The organism is Prescottella sp. D32, assembly GCF_037287305.1.
GTDB lineage: Bacteria > Actinomycetota > Actinomycetes > Mycobacteriales > Mycobacteriaceae > Prescottella > Prescottella equi.
Genome location: NZ_JARBSW010000001.1, coordinates 808,770 through 826,903 on the forward strand (window position 1 = coordinate 808,770; position 18,134 = coordinate 826,903).

Annotated in this window: 21 protein-coding genes; 17 read left to right on the plus strand and 4 right to left on the minus strand. The window is 69.4% G+C overall.

Annotated elements, in window-relative coordinates; translation table 11 throughout:
• Window positions 1-33 precede the first annotated feature (33 nt).
• From PSS76_RS03675 to PSS76_RS03750, 17 genes are all read left to right on the plus strand, one after another.
• On the plus strand, window positions 34-1,119 hold the full coding sequence (locus PSS76_RS03675; RefSeq protein WP_064078407.1) for an NADH-quinone oxidoreductase subunit B family protein: 1,086 nt from the start codon (window positions 34-36) through the stop codon (window positions 1,117-1,119).
• A gap of 40 nt (window positions 1,120-1,159) precedes the next feature.
• A complete protein-coding gene (locus tag PSS76_RS03680) occupies window positions 1,160-2,953 on the plus strand; it encodes a nickel-dependent hydrogenase large subunit (RefSeq protein ID WP_069855536.1) in 1,794 nt (597 codons plus the stop codon).
• A 7-nt stretch (window positions 2,954-2,960) separates the two neighbouring features.
• Window positions 2,961-3,896, plus strand: a complete 936-nt coding sequence (locus PSS76_RS03685; protein ID WP_064076226.1) for a NifU family protein — start codon at window positions 2,961-2,963, stop codon at window positions 3,894-3,896.
• Window positions 3,893-4,564, plus strand: coding sequence for a DUF5947 family protein (locus tag PSS76_RS03690; protein WP_069855538.1), 672 nt, complete (start codon window positions 3,893-3,895; stop codon window positions 4,562-4,564). Before PSS76_RS03685 ends, PSS76_RS03690 begins: the two co-directional genes overlap by 4 nt.
• Window positions 4,561-5,202 (plus strand): DUF6084 family protein, encoded by a 642-nt coding sequence (locus PSS76_RS03695; RefSeq protein ID WP_069855539.1) that lies wholly within the window; start codon window positions 4,561-4,563, stop codon window positions 5,200-5,202. Before PSS76_RS03690 ends, PSS76_RS03695 begins: the two co-directional genes overlap by 4 nt.
• Window positions 5,199-6,623: a hypothetical protein gene (locus PSS76_RS03700; RefSeq protein ID WP_069855540.1), complete on the plus strand. Its 1,425-nt coding sequence runs from the start codon at window positions 5,199-5,201 to the stop codon at window positions 6,621-6,623. Before PSS76_RS03695 ends, PSS76_RS03700 begins: the two co-directional genes overlap by 4 nt.
• Window positions 6,620-6,739, plus strand: coding sequence for a DUF6893 family small protein (locus tag PSS76_RS23900; protein WP_013417282.1), 120 nt, complete (start codon window positions 6,620-6,622; stop codon window positions 6,737-6,739). Before PSS76_RS03700 ends, PSS76_RS23900 begins: the two co-directional genes overlap by 4 nt.
• A 4-nt stretch (window positions 6,740-6,743) precedes the next feature.
• Window positions 6,744-7,241, plus strand: coding sequence for a hydrogenase maturation protease (locus tag PSS76_RS03705; RefSeq protein WP_084847678.1), 498 nt, complete (start codon window positions 6,744-6,746; stop codon window positions 7,239-7,241).
• A 3-nt stretch (window positions 7,242-7,244) separates the two neighbouring features.
• Window positions 7,245-7,511 carry a HypC/HybG/HupF family hydrogenase formation chaperone gene (locus PSS76_RS03710; RefSeq protein WP_005517448.1) on the plus strand — a complete coding sequence of 89 codons (267 nt, stop codon included), beginning with the start codon at window positions 7,245-7,247 and terminating at the stop codon, window positions 7,509-7,511.
• The gene (gene hypF / locus PSS76_RS03715; RefSeq protein WP_443147366.1) at window positions 7,508-9,886 is read left to right on the plus strand and encodes a carbamoyltransferase HypF; all 2,379 of its coding nucleotides are present in this window, start codon (window positions 7,508-7,510) and stop codon (window positions 9,884-9,886) included. Before PSS76_RS03710 ends, hypF begins: the two co-directional genes overlap by 4 nt.
• The gene (locus tag PSS76_RS03720; protein WP_084968538.1) at window positions 9,883-10,626 is read left to right on the plus strand and encodes a hydrogenase assembly protein HupF; all 744 of its coding nucleotides are present in this window, start codon (window positions 9,883-9,885) and stop codon (window positions 10,624-10,626) included. The genes hypF and PSS76_RS03720 overlap by 4 nt, the downstream gene beginning before the upstream one ends.
• Window positions 10,623-11,324 carry a D-sedoheptulose-7-phosphate isomerase gene (locus PSS76_RS03725; RefSeq protein WP_084968537.1) on the plus strand — a complete coding sequence of 234 codons (702 nt, stop codon included), beginning with the start codon at window positions 10,623-10,625 and terminating at the stop codon, window positions 11,322-11,324. The genes PSS76_RS03720 and PSS76_RS03725 overlap by 4 nt, the downstream gene beginning before the upstream one ends.
• A gap of 4 nt (window positions 11,325-11,328) precedes the next feature.
• Window positions 11,329-12,426, plus strand: a complete 1,098-nt coding sequence (gene hypE, locus PSS76_RS03730) for a hydrogenase expression/formation protein HypE (RefSeq protein WP_084968536.1) — start codon at window positions 11,329-11,331, stop codon at window positions 12,424-12,426.
• Between the two features lie 18 nt (window positions 12,427-12,444).
• A complete protein-coding gene (locus PSS76_RS03735) occupies window positions 12,445-12,717 on the plus strand; it encodes a HypC/HybG/HupF family hydrogenase formation chaperone (protein WP_005517454.1) in 273 nt (90 codons plus the stop codon).
• A gap of 28 nt (window positions 12,718-12,745) precedes the next feature.
• Entirely contained in the window at window positions 12,746-13,876 is a 1,131-nt protein-coding gene (gene hypD, locus PSS76_RS03740; RefSeq protein ID WP_005517455.1) for a hydrogenase formation protein HypD, read from the plus strand.
• Window positions 13,873-14,694, plus strand: a complete 822-nt coding sequence (locus tag PSS76_RS03745; RefSeq protein ID WP_064058505.1) for a DUF6390 family protein — start codon at window positions 13,873-13,875, stop codon at window positions 14,692-14,694. The genes hypD and PSS76_RS03745 overlap by 4 nt, the downstream gene beginning before the upstream one ends.
• Window positions 14,695-15,146: 452 nt before the next feature.
• The gene (locus PSS76_RS03750) at window positions 15,147-15,551 is read left to right on the plus strand and encodes a MerR family transcriptional regulator (RefSeq protein WP_005517458.1); all 405 of its coding nucleotides are present in this window, start codon (window positions 15,147-15,149) and stop codon (window positions 15,549-15,551) included.
• Window positions 15,552-15,573: 22 nt separating this feature from the next.
• Here PSS76_RS03750 and PSS76_RS03755 read toward each other — a convergent pair whose 3' ends face one another.
• From PSS76_RS03755 to PSS76_RS03770, 4 genes are read right to left on the minus strand one after another with little or no spacing between them, the layout of a single operon-like run.
• Window positions 15,574-16,326: an energy-coupling factor ABC transporter ATP-binding protein gene (locus PSS76_RS03755; protein WP_069855545.1), complete on the minus strand. Its 753-nt coding sequence runs from the start codon at window positions 16,324-16,326 to the stop codon at window positions 15,574-15,576.
• 1 nt (window position 16,327) lies between these two features.
• Window positions 16,328-17,062, minus strand: a complete 735-nt coding sequence (cbiQ, locus tag PSS76_RS03760; protein ID WP_081121285.1) for a cobalt ECF transporter T component CbiQ — start codon at window positions 17,060-17,062, stop codon at window positions 16,328-16,330.
• Window positions 17,063-17,087: 25 nt separating this feature from the next.
• Entirely contained in the window at window positions 17,088-17,438 is a 351-nt protein-coding gene (locus tag PSS76_RS03765) for a PDGLE domain-containing protein (protein WP_005517464.1), read from the minus strand.
• On the minus strand, window positions 17,435-18,121 hold the full coding sequence (locus PSS76_RS03770; protein WP_064076388.1) for an energy-coupling factor ABC transporter permease: 687 nt from the start codon (window positions 18,119-18,121) through the stop codon (window positions 17,435-17,437). Before PSS76_RS03770 ends, PSS76_RS03765 begins: the two co-directional genes overlap by 4 nt.
• Window positions 18,122-18,134: the final 13 nt, after the last annotated feature.

The window sequence follows — 18,134 nt, forward strand, 5'->3', positions numbered from 1 at the left end:
CGCAGGGGCGGTGCGCCCCGGGGAGTGGCCGTTATGTCGACACCCACGAGAGCAGTCGAGAAGTCCGGCACATCGCCGGACGCCGAAACCGACGAGGGCGTCATCCACGTCCTGTGGATCAATGCGGGACTCAGCTGCGACGGAGATTCGGTGGCACTCACTGCCGCCAGCCAGCCCAGCGTGGAGGAGATCGTCTTCGGGGCGCTGCCAGGACTGCCGAAGATCGCGGTGCACTGGCCGCTGATCGACTTCGAGTGCGGGCCGCAGGGCGGCGCCGACGACTTCATCGAGTGGTTCTGGAAGGCCGACCGGGGAGAACTCGAACCGTTCGTTCTGGTTGTGGAGGGCTCGATTCCGAACGAGCAACTGCACGACGAGGGCTACTGGTGCGGGTTCGGCAACAACCCGGAGACGGGTCAGCCGGTCACGACGAGTGAGTGGCTCGACCGACTGGCTCCGAAGGCCACGGCGATCGTCACGGCCGGCACCTGCTCGTCCTACGGCGGCATCCACGCGATGGCAGGCAATCCGACCGGCGCGATGGGTGTGCCCGACTATCTGGGTTGGGACTGGAAGTCCAAGGCCGGGCTGCCGATCGTGTGTGTTCCGGGCTGTCCGATCCAGCCGGACAACCTGTCGGAGACCCTCACCTACCTGCTGTATCAGGTGACGAATCAGGCGCCGATGATTCCGCTCGACGACATGCTGCGGCCGCAGTGGTTGTTCGGTCAGACCGTGCACCAGGGGTGCGACCGGGCCGGCTACTACGAACAGGGCGACTTCGCGACCGAGTACGGCTCCCCGAAATGCATCGTGAAACTCGGTTGCTGGGGCCCGGTCGTCAAATGCAATGTGCCCAAGCGGGGTTGGATGAACGGTATCGGAGGCTGCCCCAATGTCGGCGGCATCTGCATCGGTTGCACCATGCCCGGCTTCCCCGACAAGTTCATGCCGTTCATGGACGAACCGCCGGGCGGCATCCTGTCGAGCTCGGTGTCCGAGGTGTACGGGTCGGTCATTCGGACGTTGCGCAGCGTCACCGGACGCACGCTCGACAAGGAACCCCACTGGCGCACACCAGGGCGCCTGTTGAGGACGGGGGCCGTGCGTACCTGGTAGTGCGGACTCGCGTGATCGCCGAGGGAAAGAAGGCTTCTCGATGACTTCCACAGTGCCCGAGCCGAAACGGGGGGCAACCGACGACAAGGGGCTCGTCGAGATGGCCTGGGATCCGATCACCCGGATCGTCGGCAGCCTCGGGATCTACACGAAGGTCGACTTCAAGAACAAGACCGTGGCCGAGTGTCACAGCACGTCGTCGATCTTCCGGGGCTACTCGCTGTTCATGAAGGGCAAGGATCCGCGCGACGCGCACTTCATCACCAGCCGGATCTGCGGCATCTGCGGCGACAACCACGCGACCTGCTCGTGCTACGCGCAGAACATGGCGTACGGCGTACAGCCGCCACACCTCGGTGAGTGGATCGCGAACCTCGGCGAGGCCGCCGAGTACATGTTCGACCACAACATCTTCCAGGAGAACCTGGTCGCCGTCGACTACTGCGAGAAGATGGTCTCCGAGACCAATCCCGGCGTGCTGGCGATGGCCGAGAAGACCGCGGCACCGCATTCGGACGCACACGGGTACCGGACGGTCGCCGACATCATGCGCGCACTCAACCCGTTCACGGGCGAGTTCTACCGCGAGGCGTTGCTCATCAGTCGGCTCACCCGAGAGATGTTCTGTCTCATGGAGGGTCGGCACGTCCACCCGTCGACGCTGTATCCGGGTGGTGTCGGCACCGTCGCGACCGTGCAGTTGATCACCGACTACACGACGCGCCTGATGCGCTACATCGAGTTCATGAAGAAGGTCGTGCCGATGCACGACGACCTGTTCGACTTCTTCTACGAGGCGCTGCCGGGATACGAGCACGTGGGGGAGCGGCGGACGCTGCTCGGCTGCTGGGGTGCCTTCCAGGATCCCGAGGTGTGCAACTTCGCGTACAAGGACATGACCGACTGGGGCCGGAAGATGTTCGTGACCCCGGGCGTGGTGGTGGACGGGAAGCTGGTGACCACCGACCTGGTCGACATCAACCTGGGCATCCGGATCATGCTCGGTTCGTCGTACTACGACGATTGGTCCGACCAGGAGATGTTCGTGACCACCGATCCGTTGGGCAACCCGGTGGACCGGCGGCACCCGTGGAACCAGCACACCAACCCCAAGCCCCAGAAGCGCGATCTCGAGGACAAGTACAGCTGGGTGATGTCGCCGCGCTGGTTCGACGGCAAGGACAACCTCGCGCTCGACACCGGTGGCGGTGCGCTGGCCCGGATGTGGTCGACCGCGCTCGCCGGACTGGTCGAGACCGACGAGGTGAAGGCGACCGGGCACAGCGTCGAGATCGACTTCCCCAAGACGGCGCTGAAGGGACCGGCGCGGTTCGAGTGGAAGATCCCGCAGTGGAGCAACACCCTCGAACGCAATCGTGCACGCACCTACTTCCAGGCGTACGCGGCGGCGATGGCGCTGCACTTCGCCCGCAAGGCGCTGGTCGAGATCAACGCCGGGCGGACCAAGACGTGGGAGACGTTCGAGGTGCCCGACGAGGGCATCGGCTGCGGGTTCACCGAGGCCGTCCGCGGGGTGCTGTCGCACCACATGGTGATCCGGGACGGCAAGATCGCGAACTATCACCCGTATCCACCGACGCCGTGGAACGCCAGCCCCCGCGATGCCGAGGGTGTTCCCGGTCCGTACGAGGACGCCGTCACCAACCTGAACATCTACGAGGAGAACGACCGCGACCACTTCAAGGGCATCGACATCATGCGCACCGTGCGCAGCTTCGACCCGTGCCTGCCCTGCGGTGTCCACATGTACCTCGGCGACGGCAAGACCCTCGAAAAACTGCACTCGCCGACACAGTCGATGACCGGGGAGTAGGTGACGAATGGCGTCGGTACACGACGAAACCCGATACGAGACGCCCGAATCCGATCGTTGGCGACAGGCCGGCGATCGGATCGAGGCATTGCTGGATGCCACGTCGGCGGGCGGTCCGGTGGCTCGCGAGCGTGCCGAGCAACTCGTCCGCGAGGTGGTGGACCTCTACGGTGAGGCGCTCGGGCGGGTGCTGACGATAGCAGCGCGGGCCCCGGGGCTGGTGGACGAACTCGCGCGGGACGAACTGGTGTCGAGCGTGCTGCTGGTCGGCGGACTGCATCCGCACGACGTCGAGACCCGCGTCCGGACGGCGCTCGACAGCGTCCGCCCGTATCTCGGATCCCACGGCGGGGACGTCGAACTGGTGGATGTGACCGACGACGGCGTGGTGCGGCTGCGGCTGCTGGGCAGCTGCCACGGGTGCCCGTCGTCGGCGGTGACACTGCAGCTGGCAGTCGAAGGCGCCGTGCAGGCCGCGGCTCCCGAGACGACGGCGATCGAGGTGGAGACCGAAGACCGGGAGACCGCCCCCACAGCCGGTGTGTTCACGGTGGATTCCCTGATGTCGCACGTACGCGAGGAACCGACACGAAGCGGCACCTGGTTGGCGGCCGAGGAGTTCGCCGAACTCGCGCCGGGAGAGGTGGGAGGGTTCACGGTCGGCGGCCTGTCGATGTTGGTGTGCCGGATCGGCGACGAGTTGTTCGCGTACCGGGACCGGTGTCCCGCGTGCGGGAACTCGATGGCCGGCACGTCGCTGCACCGCCGGGCAGGCGGACACGTGAACGACGCGGTGCTCCGGTGCCCCACGTGCCGTACCCACTACGACGTCCGCCGCGCCGGGACAGGCGTGGAGGATCCGGGCGGTCACCTCGACCCGCTTCCCGTGCTCACCCGCGACGGCGTCCTGTCGGTGGCGGTGCCCGCGGCGGTGACGGGATGAGCGGGCCGTTGGAGCGCCGCACCCCCAGCGGATCGGCGTTGGGGGTGCTTCGTCGGATCGCCGCCGAACGGCCGGCCCCGGTGACGTCGGAGCGGTGCGAGATGTGCGCGGTGCCCGTCGCCGACGAACACCCACACGTGGTCAACACGGTCAGTCGGCAGCTGCTGTGCGTGTGCCGGCCCTGCTACCTGCTGTTCGCCGAACCGGGCGCGGACCTGAAATACCGGGCCGTGCCCGAGCGGTACCTGTCGTTCCCGGACTTTTCGTTGGGGCCGGGACGCTGGGACGGGCTCGAGATTCCGGTGGGACTGGCGTTCTTCTTCCGCAACTCCGATCAGGGCCGCACCGTCGCCTTCTATCCGGGACCGGCCGGCGCCACCGAGTCCGAACTCGCGATCGAGGCGTGGACCGCGGTCCTCGACGACAACCCGGTGCTCGCCACGGCGGTCCCCGACGTGGAGGCGCTGCTGATCCGGATCCCGAAGAGCGGTCCGGCGGGGGCCGAGTGCCATCTGCTGCCGATCGACGCGTGCTACGAGCTGGTGGGCCGGTTGCGGCGGTGCTGGCGTGGCTTCGACGGGGGCCAGGACGCGCGCGCCGAACTGGACGACTTCTTCGCGCGGATCCAGCGGCGCAGCACCCCGATGCGCGCGGGAGGTGCGGCGTGACCGCCCTGGACTTCTCGGTGCTGGCGATCGGCGCGGAACCGTTCGCGGTGTCCCCCAATCTGCTCGCGCGGCTACGGATCGCCGAAACCACCGGCACCGCCGTCCATGCGCTGGCGCTCCGATGTCAGATCCGGATCGAACCGCGACGGCGCCGGTACAGCGATCGGGAGGAGTCCGGACTGCTCGACCTGTTCGGTCCGCGGGAACGCTGGTCGTCGACGCTGTCGACGTTCCCGTGGCTGCACACGACCGCCGTGGTGCCCGGCTTCACCGGTGAGTGCGTCACCGAACTGGTGATGCCCTGCACGTACGACTTCGAGGTCGCGGCGTCGAAGTACCTGCATGCGCTCGACGACGGCAGCGTCCCACTCGGATTTCTGTTCAGCGGGACGATCTTCACCAAGGGCACCAACGGTTTCGGCGTCGAACAGATTCCGTGGGACCGGGAGGCGCAGTTCGACATGCCCGTCGAGGTGTGGCGGGACGTCGTGCGGCAGAACTTCCCGTCCAGCGGCTGGGTGCGCCTCGACCACGACACCATCGCGGCGCTGGCCCGGTTCAAATCGGCCCGGGGACTGCTCGGTCTCGACGAGGCCGTTACCGAACTGCTCGACAGCGCGGGAGAGGTGGCGACGTGACCGGGATCGACGACCTGACGCGGGTACGGACCGTCGCGGACGCGGTGCTGTACGAGGGCTACCTGCTGTACCCGTACCGGTCCACGTCGGGAAAGAACCAGTCACGCTGGCAGTTCGGTGTGCTCGGTCCGGTCGGTGCCGCGGACCGCGGTGCGGGTGAGGACGCGGCGATGCGCGTCGAGTGCGTGCTCGACCGCGGCGTGGACGACGCCGTGGTCGAACCGGTGCTGCGCTTCCTGCAGTTGCAGGTACGCACCGCCGAATCGCTCGGGCCGGCCGGCTACGAATCCGTCCCCGAACTCACCCTCGACGGCCGCACCTGGGTGAGCTGGGACGAGGCGGTCGAGGTCGAGATCCCTCTCGGCGCCGTCACCGTCGCGGAACTGTTGTCGGGCACCACCGTCGACGTCGCCGTGCCGGGCGGTGTGGACGTCGAACAGTTGGGGCCGACGGCACGGCTGGTGCGGCAGCGCTTCCCGGTGCGGGCCGTGGCGGACCTCCGGGCGACGGCCGACCGCGGCGGACTCCGGGTGGGTATCGAGGTGCGTAACACCGCGACGCTGGCCGACCTGGACCGGCCGGACGTCGCGGTGAAGGACACCGCGATCCGGCACTCGCTCATCGGAGCGCACCTGATCGTGTCGGTCTCCGGTGCAAGTTTCGTCTCCCTCGTCGACCCGCCCGCGGAGTTCGCGGCCGCGGTCGACGGGTGCCGGCAGTACCGGTGCCATCCGGTGCTCGCGGGCGAAGCGGACCCGTCCCGGCCCGGTACGTGCGACGTGATCCTCGCGTCCCCGATCATCCTGTACGACCACCCCGAGGTGGCGGAGGAGAGCGGCGGAGATCTGTTCGACGCCACCGAGATCGACGAGATCCTCACGCTGCGGATCATGACGCTCACCGACGACGAGAAGGCGCAGGCGCGCGCCACCGATCCGCGGGCCGCCGAGATCATCGACCGCTGCGACAACATGTCGCCCGACGAGATGCAGCGGCTGCACGGGGCGCTGCGCGATCCGCGGGCGTTCGAGCCCCCGACCTTCGTCACCCCCGGCGGGCTCGTCCCCGAGGTGCCCGACGACGTCCCGTGGTGGGATCCGGCCGCCGACACCAGTGTCCGCCCCGCGACCGACGGGGTGCTGGTCGGCGGGGTGCGGGTCGCGAAGGGCAGCCTGGTCCGCCTGAAGCCGTCGCGGCGGGCGGACGCGCAGGACCTGTTCTTCGCCGGGCAGGTCGCGCGCGTCGCCACCGTGCACGCCGACGTGGACGGCGGCACGCACGTCGGCGTCGTGCTGGTCGACGACCCGGCGGCCGAGCTGCACGAGTGGTACGGCCGCTACCTGTACTTCGCCCCCGACGAGGTGGAACCACTCGACGCCGTCGCCGGCGGGGCGGACGACCGAGAGGAGAGTCAGTCATGAGGGCAGTGGGAATGGTCTCGACCGTGCTGTTCGCCGCGGTGGCCGCGGCCGGCGCGTGGATCGCGATCCGTTCGATCCCGGACATGCAGCGGTACCTGCGGATGCGAAGGATGTGACCGCGTGACGGCCGGGCCACTGCCCCGCGTACTGGTCGCGGGCATCGGCAACATCTTCCTCGGCGACGACGGCTTCGGGCCGGAGACGCTGCGGGCGGTGACGGCCGGCCCGCTGCCGGACGGGGTACGCGCGGTCGACTACGGCATTCGCGGCATGCACCTCGCGTACGACCTGCTGGACGGCTGGGACGGACTGGTGCTGGTCGACGCGGTTCCCGATCGGGGCGCCCCCGGCGCGGTGCGGGCCTTCGAGGTGGACCGCGAGAATCCGGACACGACGCCGCGACTCGACGCCCACGCGATGGATCCGGCGTCGGTGTTCGCGAGCCTCGCGGCCCTGGGTGGCACGCTGCCGCGCACCGTCGTGGTCGGCTGCCAGGTATGCGACGTCGACGAGCGGATCGGGTTGTCGGAGCCGGTGTCTCGTGCCGTGCCCGAGGCGGCGGCCGCGGTGCGGGCAGCGCTGGCCGAGTTCGGTGCCGGCGTTTGTGCGGAGGGCTGAGCGATGTGTCTGGGAATTCCGGGACGGGTGGTTCGGATGCTCGACGGCTACGGCGGTCAGCTGGCGCTGGTCGACGTCGAGGGCCGCGAACGCAAGGTGAACGTCGGCATGCTCGAGGACACCGTGCTCGAGTCCGGCGACTGGGTGGTGATCCACATGGGTTTCGCGGTGGAACGGGTCGACGCGGACGGGGCGGCGCGGGCGATGGCGGGCCTGGAGATGATGGGCCGCCCCCGTGAACCCCGGATCGACGGGGGCGCGTCGCCGTGACGGCCGTGTCGGACACGCGGGTCGGCCGGGTCGCGGTGGAGCGGCACCGGCTGACCGTGCGTGGGGTGGTGCAGGGCGTGGGCTTCCGGCCGTTCGTGGCGCGCCTGGCCGGTGAACTCGGTCTCGCCGGTCACTGCGGCAACGACGAGGTGAGCTTCTTCGTGGAGGTGCAGGGCCCGCCGCGGGTGCTCACGGAGTTCGCGGAGCGGGTGCGACGCGACGCGCCTCCGCTGGCGGTGGTGCTCGACGTGACGGTCGAGCACGTGTCCGAACCGGTCGTGGGTGCGTCCGGCTTCCGGATCGTGCCGAGCGTGCGCACCCCGGGCGCCCGCACCCTGGTGCCGCCCGACGTCGGGATCTGCGCGGATTGCGCCCGGGAGATGGCCGACCCCACGGACCGCCGCTACCGGCATCCGTTCGTCAACTGCACCAACTGCGGGCCCCGCTACACGGTGATCACCGATCTGCCGTACGACCGGCCGTACACCACGATGGGGTCGTTTCCGATGTGCGCGCGATGTGCGCGCGAGTACGAGGATCCCGCGGACCGCCGCTACCACGCACAGCCGATCTGCTGCCCGGACTGCGGTCCCCGCATCTTCGCCGAGCAGGGGGGCGCCCGGATCGACGGCGACGACGACGTCCTCGGGATCGCCCAACAGGCGATCGCGGAGGGCGGCATCGTCGCGGTCAAGGGCATCGGGGGCTTCCACCTGGTGTGCGATGCCACGAATCCCGCTGCCGTACAGTTGCTGCGCGAGCGGAAGGCGCGCCCGGCGAAGCCCTTCGCCGTCATGGCGGCGGACATCCGGGCTGCGCGCGAGGTCTGCTCGATCGACGACGTCGAGGCGGCCGCGCTGTCCGGCCCCGCCCGGCCGATCGTGTTGCTACGCAGAAGGACCACGGACGTCGTCGCGGCCGCGGTGGCCCCGAGTCTCGACGACGTCGGCATCCTGCTGCCGTACGCGCCGCTGCACCATCTGCTGTTCGCGCCGACGCCCGGGAGCCGAGTGCCGCCGCCGCGACTGCTGGTGATGACATCGGGAAATCGGGGCGGCGAACCGCTGGCGTTCACCAACGACGATGCGCGGCAGCGCCTGTCGGGCATCGCCGACGTGTTCTTGATGCACGACCGGGACATCGCGGTGCCGTGCGAGGATTCGGTGCTCACCGTCGCGGCCGGCGCGGTCCAGCCGATCCGGCGCTCCCGCGGCTACGCGCCGCTGCCGGTTCTGCTGGGCGGGCCGAGCCCGTCGGTGCTCGCGGTGGGGGCCGAGGTGAAGAACACCTTCTGCCTCACCCGGCAGGAGTTCGCCTTCTGCTCCGGGCATCTCGGAGACATGGGAACCCTCGAGAGTCGCCGCGCGTTCGAGACCGCGGTGGCGCAGACGTCGGCGCTGCACGATGTGCGCCCCGAACTGGTGGTGGCGGACGAGCATCCCGGGTACTCGACCCGGAACTGGGCGGAGGACTACAGCGCCCGCACCGGAGTCCCGCTCGCGACCGTGCAACACCACCACGCGCACGTCGCGGCCCTCGCCGCGGAGCATCGGCTGATCGGCACGCCGATGCTGGGAATCGCGTTCGACGGCACCGGCTACGGGTGCGATCGCACCGTCTGGGGTGGCGAGATGCTGCTCGTGGGCGCAGACGTGCACGACGCCACCCGGGCCGGTCACCTGCAAGCATTCTCGCTGCCGGGCGGCGATGCCGCGGTGCGCAATCCGGCCAGGGTCGCGCTGGCGCTGCTGCGCGAGGTGGGCCTGCTCGACGAGGCCGACGATCTGCCGTGCGTCCGCGCCCTCGCGCCGGACGAACGCGCCCTGGTGACAGCGCAATTGGATTCCGGGCTGGGATGTGCCCGCAGCACCAGTGTCGGGCGCCTGTTCGACGGCGCAGCGTCGATCCTCGGGGTGCGGCACCGCGTCAGCTACGAGGCACAGGCCGCCGTGGAACTGGAGGCGCTCGCGCGCACGGCGGGACACCCCGCCTCGATCGAGATGCGAGTCGCGGACGGTCAGTTGCGGTTGGCCGAACTGCTCGCCGGTCTGGTCTCGGGGGTGCGGGCGGGCATCGCGCCGTCGGCGTTGGCGCTCGGCTTCCATCGGGCACTGGCCTCCGCGACGGTGAGGCTCGCGCTCGACGTCACGGCGGCGTCCGGGGTGGAGACGGTGGGACTGACCGGCGGAGTGTTCCAGAACCGGCTGCTGACCGCGCTCGTCCGGGCCGGCCTGCAGGCCGAGGGGCGGCGAGTACTCACCCACCACGTGGTGCCGCCCAACGACGGTGGACTCTCGCTGGGACAGGCCGCGCTCGGTGCGGTGCTGCTCGGTTCCCGGCGCCGAACGGAAGCGATCGACGAGGTGCAGACATGACGACGAGCGATACCACCGTGGAACTGATCGACCGGGCGCTGTCCGCCGACCTCTCCTCCGCGGCCCTGGGCCTGGCGCGGCGCTTCCAGCACGGTGCGACCCTCTGGGTGGTCTCGCCGCAGTGGGAACCACACGCGCACCACGTCGCGGTCGAGTTCGTGCACCCGGTGATCATGGGCAAACGGGCGCTGCCGTCGGTCTCGCTCGTCGAACCCGATCCGGTCGCCCAGTGCCGCGTGGCGGCGCGGCCCGGCGACGTGATCCTGGCGGTGGCGTCCGCGGATCAGCCGCAGGTCCGGGACATCGTGCGGCGTGCACCGGCATGGGGCGTCGACACGGTCTGGATCGGCTCGGGACCGCGGCCGGAGGCGGGCGCCGCGACCCATATCCTCTGGGTCGACTCCGACGATCCGATGATCCCGGCGACCGGCCGGTTCGTACTGATGTACCACCTGCTGTGGGAACTCACCCACGTCTGTTTCGAACACCCGGGCCTGCTCGACGCGCCGGCGGAGGAGTGCACCGACGACGTGTGCGTCACATGCAGCGACGAGGGGCGTCTCGCGGAAGTGGTTCTCGTGCCGGGCGACTCGATCGACGGGGTGCTGGTGCGCACGGCAGCGGGAGAGGAACGTGTCGACACCACACTGATCGCCGATGTCACGGCGGGCGACCTGTTGCTGATCCACGGCGGGGCCGCCATCACCCGCATCGATCCGAACGAGGAGGGACGGCCGTGACCACACCCGGACCACGCTCGGAGGAGACGGACTTCCTGTACCCCTTCATCGACGCCCACGAGGAGGGCGCCGAGGCGCTGCTGGACGACCTGGCGTCGTCGGCGCGCTCGAAGGCAACGGAAAGTGCGAGGCTGCAGCACGACTCGATCGCCGAGTGGGGCGGCGAGATCCGCGAGGCCGGTGCCCGGATGGCGGAGCGATTCGCCCAGGGCGGTCGCCTCTACACCTTCGGCAATGGCGGCAGTTCCACCGATGCCGCCACCCTCGCGTCGCTGTTCAGTCGGCCGGCGTGCGGTAGGCCCGTCGCGGCCTGGTCCCTCGCTGCGGACCAGGCGGTGGTGACCGCACTCGGCAACGACGTCGGATTCGACCTCATCTTCTCCCGGCAGATCATCGCCCACGCTCACGACCGCGACATGGCGATCGCGCTGTCGACGTCGGGCAACTCCGACGACCTCATGATCGCGCTGGCCGAGGCGCGACGGCGTGGACTGCTCACAATCGGGTTCGCCGGGCACGACGGCGGCCGGATGGCGGTGAGCGAGGACCTGGACTACTGCTTCACCATCCGCTCCCAGAGCATCCACCGCATCCAGGAGAGCCACGCACTGGTCGGATACCGGCTGTGGGAGGCCGCCCAGGACCACCTGTCGCGGGGAGCCGCGGCGCCCGAAGCGACCACCGGACAGGAGGGCTAGGCCCATGACGACGGATCCGACCACGGCCGCCGACCGCGAGGACCGAGTCCTCGAACGCATCGCATCGTTCCGCAAGCGCCGCCCACGTCTGCTCGAGGACGTGGTCACGCTCGCGCACGGTGCGGGCGGAAAGTCCTCCGCGGCGCTGGTGGACGCAGTGTTCGTGGAGGCGCTGCGCAACCCGCAGCTCGAACAACTCGGTGATGCCGCGGCGTTGAGCCTGCCGTCGGGAGAGCGGATCGCGTTCTCCACCGACTCGTTCGTGGTGCAGCCGTTGCAGTTCCCGGGCGGGTCGATCGGGAACCTCGCGGTGCACGGCACCGTCAACGACCTGTCGGTGGCCGGGGCGCGGCCTTTGTGGCTGTCGGCGGCGTTCGTCATCGAAGAGGGCTTCGAGATCGCGCTGCTGCGCGAGATCGTCGCCGACATAGCCGATTCGGCCGCCCAGGCCGGTGTCCACGTGGTGACCGGTGACACCAAGGTGGTCGGCAAGGGCGCCGCGGACGGCGTCTACATCTGCACCGCCGGGGTGGGGGCGTTGCCGGTGACGACGCGGCTGGGACCCGAATACGTGCAGGCGGGGGACCGGGTCCTGTTGTCCGGCACCATGGGTGAGCACGGGATGGCGGTGATGCTCGCCCGGGGCGAACTCGCGATCGAGGCCGACATCCGATCGGACACGGCACCGATCAACGGTCTGGTGCACGCGCTGCTCGACGCGGCACCGTCGACACGGTGGATGCGCGACGCCACCCGCGGCGGCGTCGGGACGGTGTGCAACGAGCTGGCACAGTCCACCGGTCTCGCGGTGATCCTCGACGAGACGTCGCTCCCCGTGTTGCCGCAGGTGGCGGGGGCGTGCGATCTGCTCGGTATCGATCCGCTGTACGTCGCGAACGAGGGCAAGTTCGTCGCGATCGTGCCCGAGCGCGAGGCCGAGGCAGGGCTGGCGGCGCTCCGCGGATGCCCGGGCGGCCAGGACGCCGCAATCGTCGGCGAGGTGCTCGCCGAACCCGAGGGCATCGTGGCCCTGCGAACCGCGTTCGGCGGCAGCCGGATCGTCGACATGCTCGTCGGCGACCCGCTGCCGCGGATCTGTTGAGCGAGGAAGGAGCCGGCCATGTGTCTGGGCATTCCGGGCCAGGTGGTGCAGATGGTGGACACCGAGCAGAGCCTGGCGAAGGTGGACGTGAACGGGGTCCAACGCACCATCAGCGTGCGTCTGCTCGCCGACGAGGGTCTGGTCGTCGGCGATTGGGTTCTCGTCCACGTGGGCTTCGCGATGGCGAAGATCGACGAGGCCGAGGCCGCGCTGACACTGGACCAGGTGCAGAAGATGGGCGCCGACTACGTCAATGAGATCGACGCGTTCAACTCGTCGAGCATCAACTGACCGAGCGGGTCACCGAGGAGGTTGCACCATGAAGTTCGTGGACGAATTTCGGGATCCGGCGGCGGCACGGGCGCTGGTCCGGTCCATCACCGAACTCGCCGGCGACGACGAGTTCAAGTTCATGGAGGTGTGCGGCGGGCACACCCACACCATCTACCGGCACGGGATCGAACACCTGCTGCCCCGGTCGGTGGAACTGGTGCACGGACCGGGGTGCCCCGTGTGTGTCATCCCGATGGGGCGCGTGGACGACGCGATGTACCTCGCCGAACAGCCGAACGTCATCTTCACGACGTTCGGCGACATGATGCGCGTGCCCGGTTCCCGAGGAAACCTCATCGAGGCGAAGGCCCGCGGCGCGGACGTGCGGTTCGTCTACTCGCCGCTGGACGCGCTCAAGATCGCCGTCGACAACCCCGACAAGCAGGTCGTGTTCTTCGCCGTCGGGTTCGAGACGACGGCCCCGTCGACGGCGGTGACGCTGGTGCGGGCGCGGCAGACAGGGGTGACCAACTTCAGCATCTTCTGCAACCACGTGACGATCGTCCCGCCCATCAAGGCGATCCTCGAGTCGCCGGATCTGCGGCTGTCGGGCTTCCTCGGCCCGGGCCACGTCTCGACCGTCGTGGGGCTGCGGCCCTACCGCTTCGTCCCGGAGGTGTACGGAAAGCCGATGGTGGTGGCCGGTTTCGAACCACTCGACATCCTCGCGTCCGTGCACATGCTGCTGCAGCAGATCAGGGACGGCCGCTGCGAGGTGGAGAACCAGTACATCCGCGTGGTCCGGCCGGAGGGCAACACGCAGGCCCTGAAGCTGATGAGTGAGACCTTCGCGTTGCGACCGCATTTCGAATGGCGCGGACTGGGCTTCATCTCGCAGAGCGCGCTCAAGATCCATCCCGACTACGCCGAGTTCGACGCCGAGGAGCGTTTCTCGATGCCGGGCGTGCGGGTCGCGGACCCCAAGGCGTGCCAGTGCGGCGAGGTCCTCAAGGGCGTCATCAAGCCGTGGGAGTGCAAGGTGTTCGGCACCGCTTGCACCCCGGAGACCCCGATCGGCACGTGCATGGTGTCGCCGGAGGGGGCGTGCGCGGCGTACTACAACTTCGGGCGCCTGCACCGGGAGACGGCGCTGCTGGTGGGTCGGAGACCCGAGTGACCACCGGGGTCGATGCCGGCCGCGTACTGTTCGCGCGGTACGCGTACGCGCCCAACGCTCTCGGCTACTGCGGACCCGCCGGTGCGGCGACTCTCGAGACGGTGGCGTGCGGGGGAGTCGGCGCGGGGTCGGCAGCGGTGGACGCCGTCGCGCGACAGTTCAGTGGCGCGTGGCCGTACCAGGAGCTGCTGGCCGAACTCGCGGGCATCGATGATCCGCTCGACGGGCGCGTGGTCCGCGGCTATTGGACCGGCAACGAGGTGACGGCGGCCGTCGACCGGGCGCGGTTCGGCCGGGAATTACTGGCCCGCTTGGGGGCTCGGGCCGGTCACTACTGGAAGTACCTCACCGACGATCTCCTGCCCGAGGCCGCACCGACGCATGCGTTCCACGTGTTCGGGGTCTACCCGTGGACGCGCCTGCTCGATACGGGCATGCCGCAGCCGATGCACGTGCTGGATTCGTGTCGCATCCGCAACGGCGTCGTGGTCGCCCTGACCTCGCAGACGGCGACCGTCCGCTCGCGCGGACTGCAGTTCGACGGCCGTCGACTCGCCCTCGGACCGCTCGAGGACCGGCCGGCCCGGCGCAACGTGGGCTCCGGATCCTTCGTCCCGGACCTGCGGATCGGGGACCGGGTGGCGGTGCACTGGGACCTGATCTGCGACCGCCTCGACGCCGACGAGGCGGGAAGTCTCGAGCATTGGACCGATTGGCAACTGCAGCAGACCAATCCCCGCCTGGGGCGCTTCTCGGAGAGGCCCGCCGCCGGTAGGGGGTCTGCGGTCGGGGGCGTCGGCCGCGCGTTCGGGGCGTGACGACCATCACGTGAATTTCTACAGCGGCCGCTGTAGACAATTGACGGTGTCCGTTGTACTGTTTCTCTCGTCGATACAGAAGGATCCAAGAAGGCAGGTAAGAGGACGAAGACCTGCGTGAAGGAAAGAACTGGTGAGTAGGGCGGGACGCGTCGAGAAGGTGTGTTGATGTGTTTCGGAAGTACTCGACGCGTCCCGCCATCTACCGGGCAGCACGATCGCCTCGGTAGTGCAGGGAACAGGTAGTTGCAGGACCTGCGGCGCCGGTGAGTTGGGCGCCGCACCCGGGGCGGTAGCGAGATCACTGCCCCGGAACATCGAAGGAAGATCCCCAAACCGGGAGGTGGTGCACGGTCAGCTGTTACAAGATCGCGTCCCGTCCGCCGAGGCGGGGAACAGGTAAGTAAATCCCCTCGGGCCCCGGCGCCGCACAGGCGCCGGGGCCCCCGTCCGTGCACACGAAAGGCGACACGCACATTCCGCCGAAGTCAGACAGCAACAGCCCCGACGCCGCCGGCCCGGGAGACAAGTTCGACGACGAGGACTTCCCTGCGTACAGCATGGGCCGTGCCGCCGAAATCCTCGGTGTCACGCAGGCGTTTCTCCGCAGCCTCGACACCGCGAAGCTGATCACCCCGTTGCGATCCGGGGGCGGTCACCGCCGCTATTCCCGCTACCAACTCCGCATCGCCGCACGCGCGCGTGAACTGATCGATCAGGGCACCCCTATCGAGGCCGCCTGCCGCATCATCGTTCTCGAGGACCAGCTCAGCGAAGCCCAGCGGATCAACACCGAACTCCGCCGCGCGCAACAGCACCCGAGTGAGGCGGCCGAGCGCGACAGCACCACCGACTGAACGGCCTGCTGCGTCGCTTCGGTCACCCCTCGGGGGCCGAAGCGGGAACCGAGAAGCCCCACGGCAGTTCCAGGCGGTGCGCCGCCAGCAGTTCGGTGTCCCCGAGAATGCGCTCGATCCGGTCGTCCGCGACAACCCGACCCTCGTCGAGAACCACCGCACGCCGGCACAGTTGGGCGGCGTACGGCAGGTCGTGGGTGACCAGCAACAGCGTCGTGTCGAGCCCTGTGAGCACGTCGGCGAGTTCGCGACGCGCCACCGGGTCGAGATTGCTCGACGGCTCGTCGAGCACCAGTACGTCGGGCCGGCACGCGAGAACCGTTGCGAGCGCGACTCGTCGACGCTGACCGCCGGAGAGATGACCGGCGCTCCGCTGCGCGTGCTCGGCCATGTCGACCTGCGCGAGCGCCTCGGCGACCCGGCGCTCCAGTTCGCCGCCGCGGACCCCGAAGTTGGCGGGGCCGAACGCGACGTCCTCGGCGACCGTCGGCATGAACAGCTGGTCGTCCGGGTCCTGGAACACCACCCCGACCCGGCGCCGGATCTCCCGCAGGTTCTCGCGGGCCACGGCGAGGTCACCGATCTGCACGGTGCCCGACGTCGCCGTCAGCACGGCGTTGAGCTGCAGGATCAGTGTGGTCTTGCCGGCGCCGTTCGGTCCCAGGATCGCCACGCGTTCGCCCGCCGCGACCTCGAAGTCGACGCCGTCGAGCGCTCGGCGACCATCCGGATACTCGAAGACGAGACTGTCGGTTCGGATTGCGGGAACCGACATCTCACACCGTCCAGGCCATGACGGCGACTGCGACGGCGCACACGGCCGGCGCAAGCGCGAGGCACCAGTCGCGACCCCGGGCCGGCGGCGCGTACAGCGGGACGGTGCCGGTGAACCCGCGGGACAGCATCGCGAGGTGAACGCGCTCGCCCCGCTCGTACGAGCGGAGGAACACCCCGCCGACGCCGCGCGCGGTGGCCCCTACCTGGTGCAGGGTCCGGGGGTCGTCACCTCGGGAGATGCGTGCGATGCGCATCCGTTCGATCTCGCCGGCAAGCAGATTCACGTACCGGAGCATCAGCGTCGCGACGGTGACGACGATGCCCGGCAGACGCAGCCGCGACAGCCCGGCCGGCAGCGATCGCACCGGCGTGGTCGCCGCGAGCGTGAGCGAGACCAGCACGCCCAGGGTGCCCTTTGCGAGGATGTTCCACGCCGCCAGCAGGCCGGGCCCGGACAGCGACAGGCCGAGGACGGCCACGCGATCGCCTTCCTCCGCGAACGGCAGCAGCACCGCGAGGACGACGAACGGGAGTTCGACGAGCATGCGGGGCGCCAACCAGCGCAGCGTGATCCCCGCGATCTGCCACACCGGCACCAGGATCGCCGGGTACAGGGCGAACGCCCAGAACGCGTCGCGAGGGGTGGCCACCACGGCGAACACGCCGACGAGGGCGGCGAGGATCTTCACCTCGGGAGGCAATCGGTGGACCGGCGACGACCCTTCGAGGTACATCGGATGGGCGTGGGAACCCGACACGTCAGGGTTCCCGGCGGCGGTGCGCGAGAGTTCGGAACAACAGGCCGGCTACCACGAACACCGCGACGACCCCCAGTACCCCGGCGACCCCGGTCAGCGCGGAGTCACCTCGGACCGAATAGTCGGCCAGCGGCGACGACGACAGATGATGATCGGTCGCGCCCTGAGCGATGCAGTCGCCCACCAACTGCTCGCCGCCGTCGACCTGCACCACGTCGCAGCCACGCTGGGTGGTCGAGTCCAGACCGTCCGGGCTGGAACTGGCGAGATACGACAGGACTCCGGCGATCAACAGCGCGGCGATCGCGAAGCCGACCAGGAAGCGGGACCGGGTGCGGATGGAGGTCGTCATGTCGACATCGCTCCCTTCGCGTGCGCGACGCCGGGTCGGGCTCGCAACAGGTACACCAGGTCGGGACGCGCCCGCGCGACCGCGACCACCGTGAATGCGGTGATGATGCCCTCGCCGATCCCGATCAGCGCGTGGGTACCGAACATGTACGCGGCGACGGCGTGCAGCGAAGTCACCGCGTCGCCGCCGACCGCGTACTCCACCACGAACATCGACGCCGCGAGAACCGTTGCACACCAAGCGGAGACGAACGCCAGAATGCCGATTCCGGCATCGCCGTGTCGCGCGAGCAGCGGGCGCAACGCGACGGCCACCGCGTATCCGACGGCGGTGCCGACCAGTGCCATGTTGGTGATGTTGGCACCGAGGGCGGTGAGTCCACCGTCGGCGAACAGCAGGGCCTGCACGGTGAGGACGATCGCGATGCACAGAGCGCCGGTGTACGGACCGACCAGGATCGCGGCGAGCCCGCCGCCGAGCAGATGACCGCTCACACCGGGCAGGATCGGGAAGTTGATCATCTGGACGGCAAAGATGAAGGCCGCGACCAGTCCGGCCATCGGCGCGGTGCGTTCGGTGAGTTCGGTGCGCGCCCGCCAGATCGCGACGCCGACACCGACGATCGCGACGGCCCAGAACAGCGCCGACGTCGGGGCGTCGATGATGCCGTCGCTCATGTGCATCGCGACGATCTGA

Excerpts from the sequence above, each read along its gene's own strand:
- PSS76_RS03675 (WP_064078407.1), top strand. The coding sequence starts at position 34 with ATGTCGACACCCACGAGAGCAGTCGAGAAGTCCGGCACATCGCCGGAC.
- PSS76_RS03680 (WP_069855536.1), top strand. The coding sequence starts at position 1,160 with ATGACTTCCACAGTGCCCGAGCCGAAACGGGGGGCAACCGACGACAAG.
- PSS76_RS03685 (WP_064076226.1), top strand. The coding sequence starts at position 2,961 with ATGGCGTCGGTACACGACGAAACCCGATACGAGACGCCCGAATCCGAT.
- PSS76_RS03690 (WP_069855538.1), top strand. The coding sequence starts at position 3,893 with ATGAGCGGGCCGTTGGAGCGCCGCACCCCCAGCGGATCGGCGTTGGGG.
- PSS76_RS23900 (WP_013417282.1), top strand. The coding sequence starts at position 6,620 with ATGAGGGCAGTGGGAATGGTCTCGACCGTGCTGTTCGCCGCGGTGGCC.
- PSS76_RS03710 (WP_005517448.1), top strand. The coding sequence starts at position 7,245 with ATGTGTCTGGGAATTCCGGGACGGGTGGTTCGGATGCTCGACGGCTAC.
- PSS76_RS03720 (WP_084968538.1), top strand. The coding sequence starts at position 9,883 with ATGACGACGAGCGATACCACCGTGGAACTGATCGACCGGGCGCTGTCC.
- hypE (WP_084968536.1), top strand. The coding sequence starts at position 11,329 with ATGACGACGGATCCGACCACGGCCGCCGACCGCGAGGACCGAGTCCTC.
- PSS76_RS03735 (WP_005517454.1), top strand. The coding sequence starts at position 12,445 with ATGTGTCTGGGCATTCCGGGCCAGGTGGTGCAGATGGTGGACACCGAG.
- hypD (WP_005517455.1), top strand. The coding sequence starts at position 12,746 with ATGAAGTTCGTGGACGAATTTCGGGATCCGGCGGCGGCACGGGCGCTG.
- PSS76_RS03755 (WP_069855545.1), bottom strand. The coding sequence starts at position 16,326 with ATGTCGGTTCCCGCAATCCGAACCGACAGTCTCGTCTTCGAGTATCCG.
- cbiQ (WP_081121285.1), bottom strand. The coding sequence starts at position 17,062 with ATGTACCTCGAAGGGTCGTCGCCGGTCCACCGATTGCCTCCCGAGGTG.
- PSS76_RS03765 (WP_005517464.1), bottom strand. The coding sequence starts at position 17,438 with ATGACGACCTCCATCCGCACCCGGTCCCGCTTCCTGGTCGGCTTCGCG.
- PSS76_RS03770 (WP_064076388.1), bottom strand. The coding sequence starts at position 18,121 with ATGCACATGAGCGACGGCATCATCGACGCCCCGACGTCGGCGCTGTTC.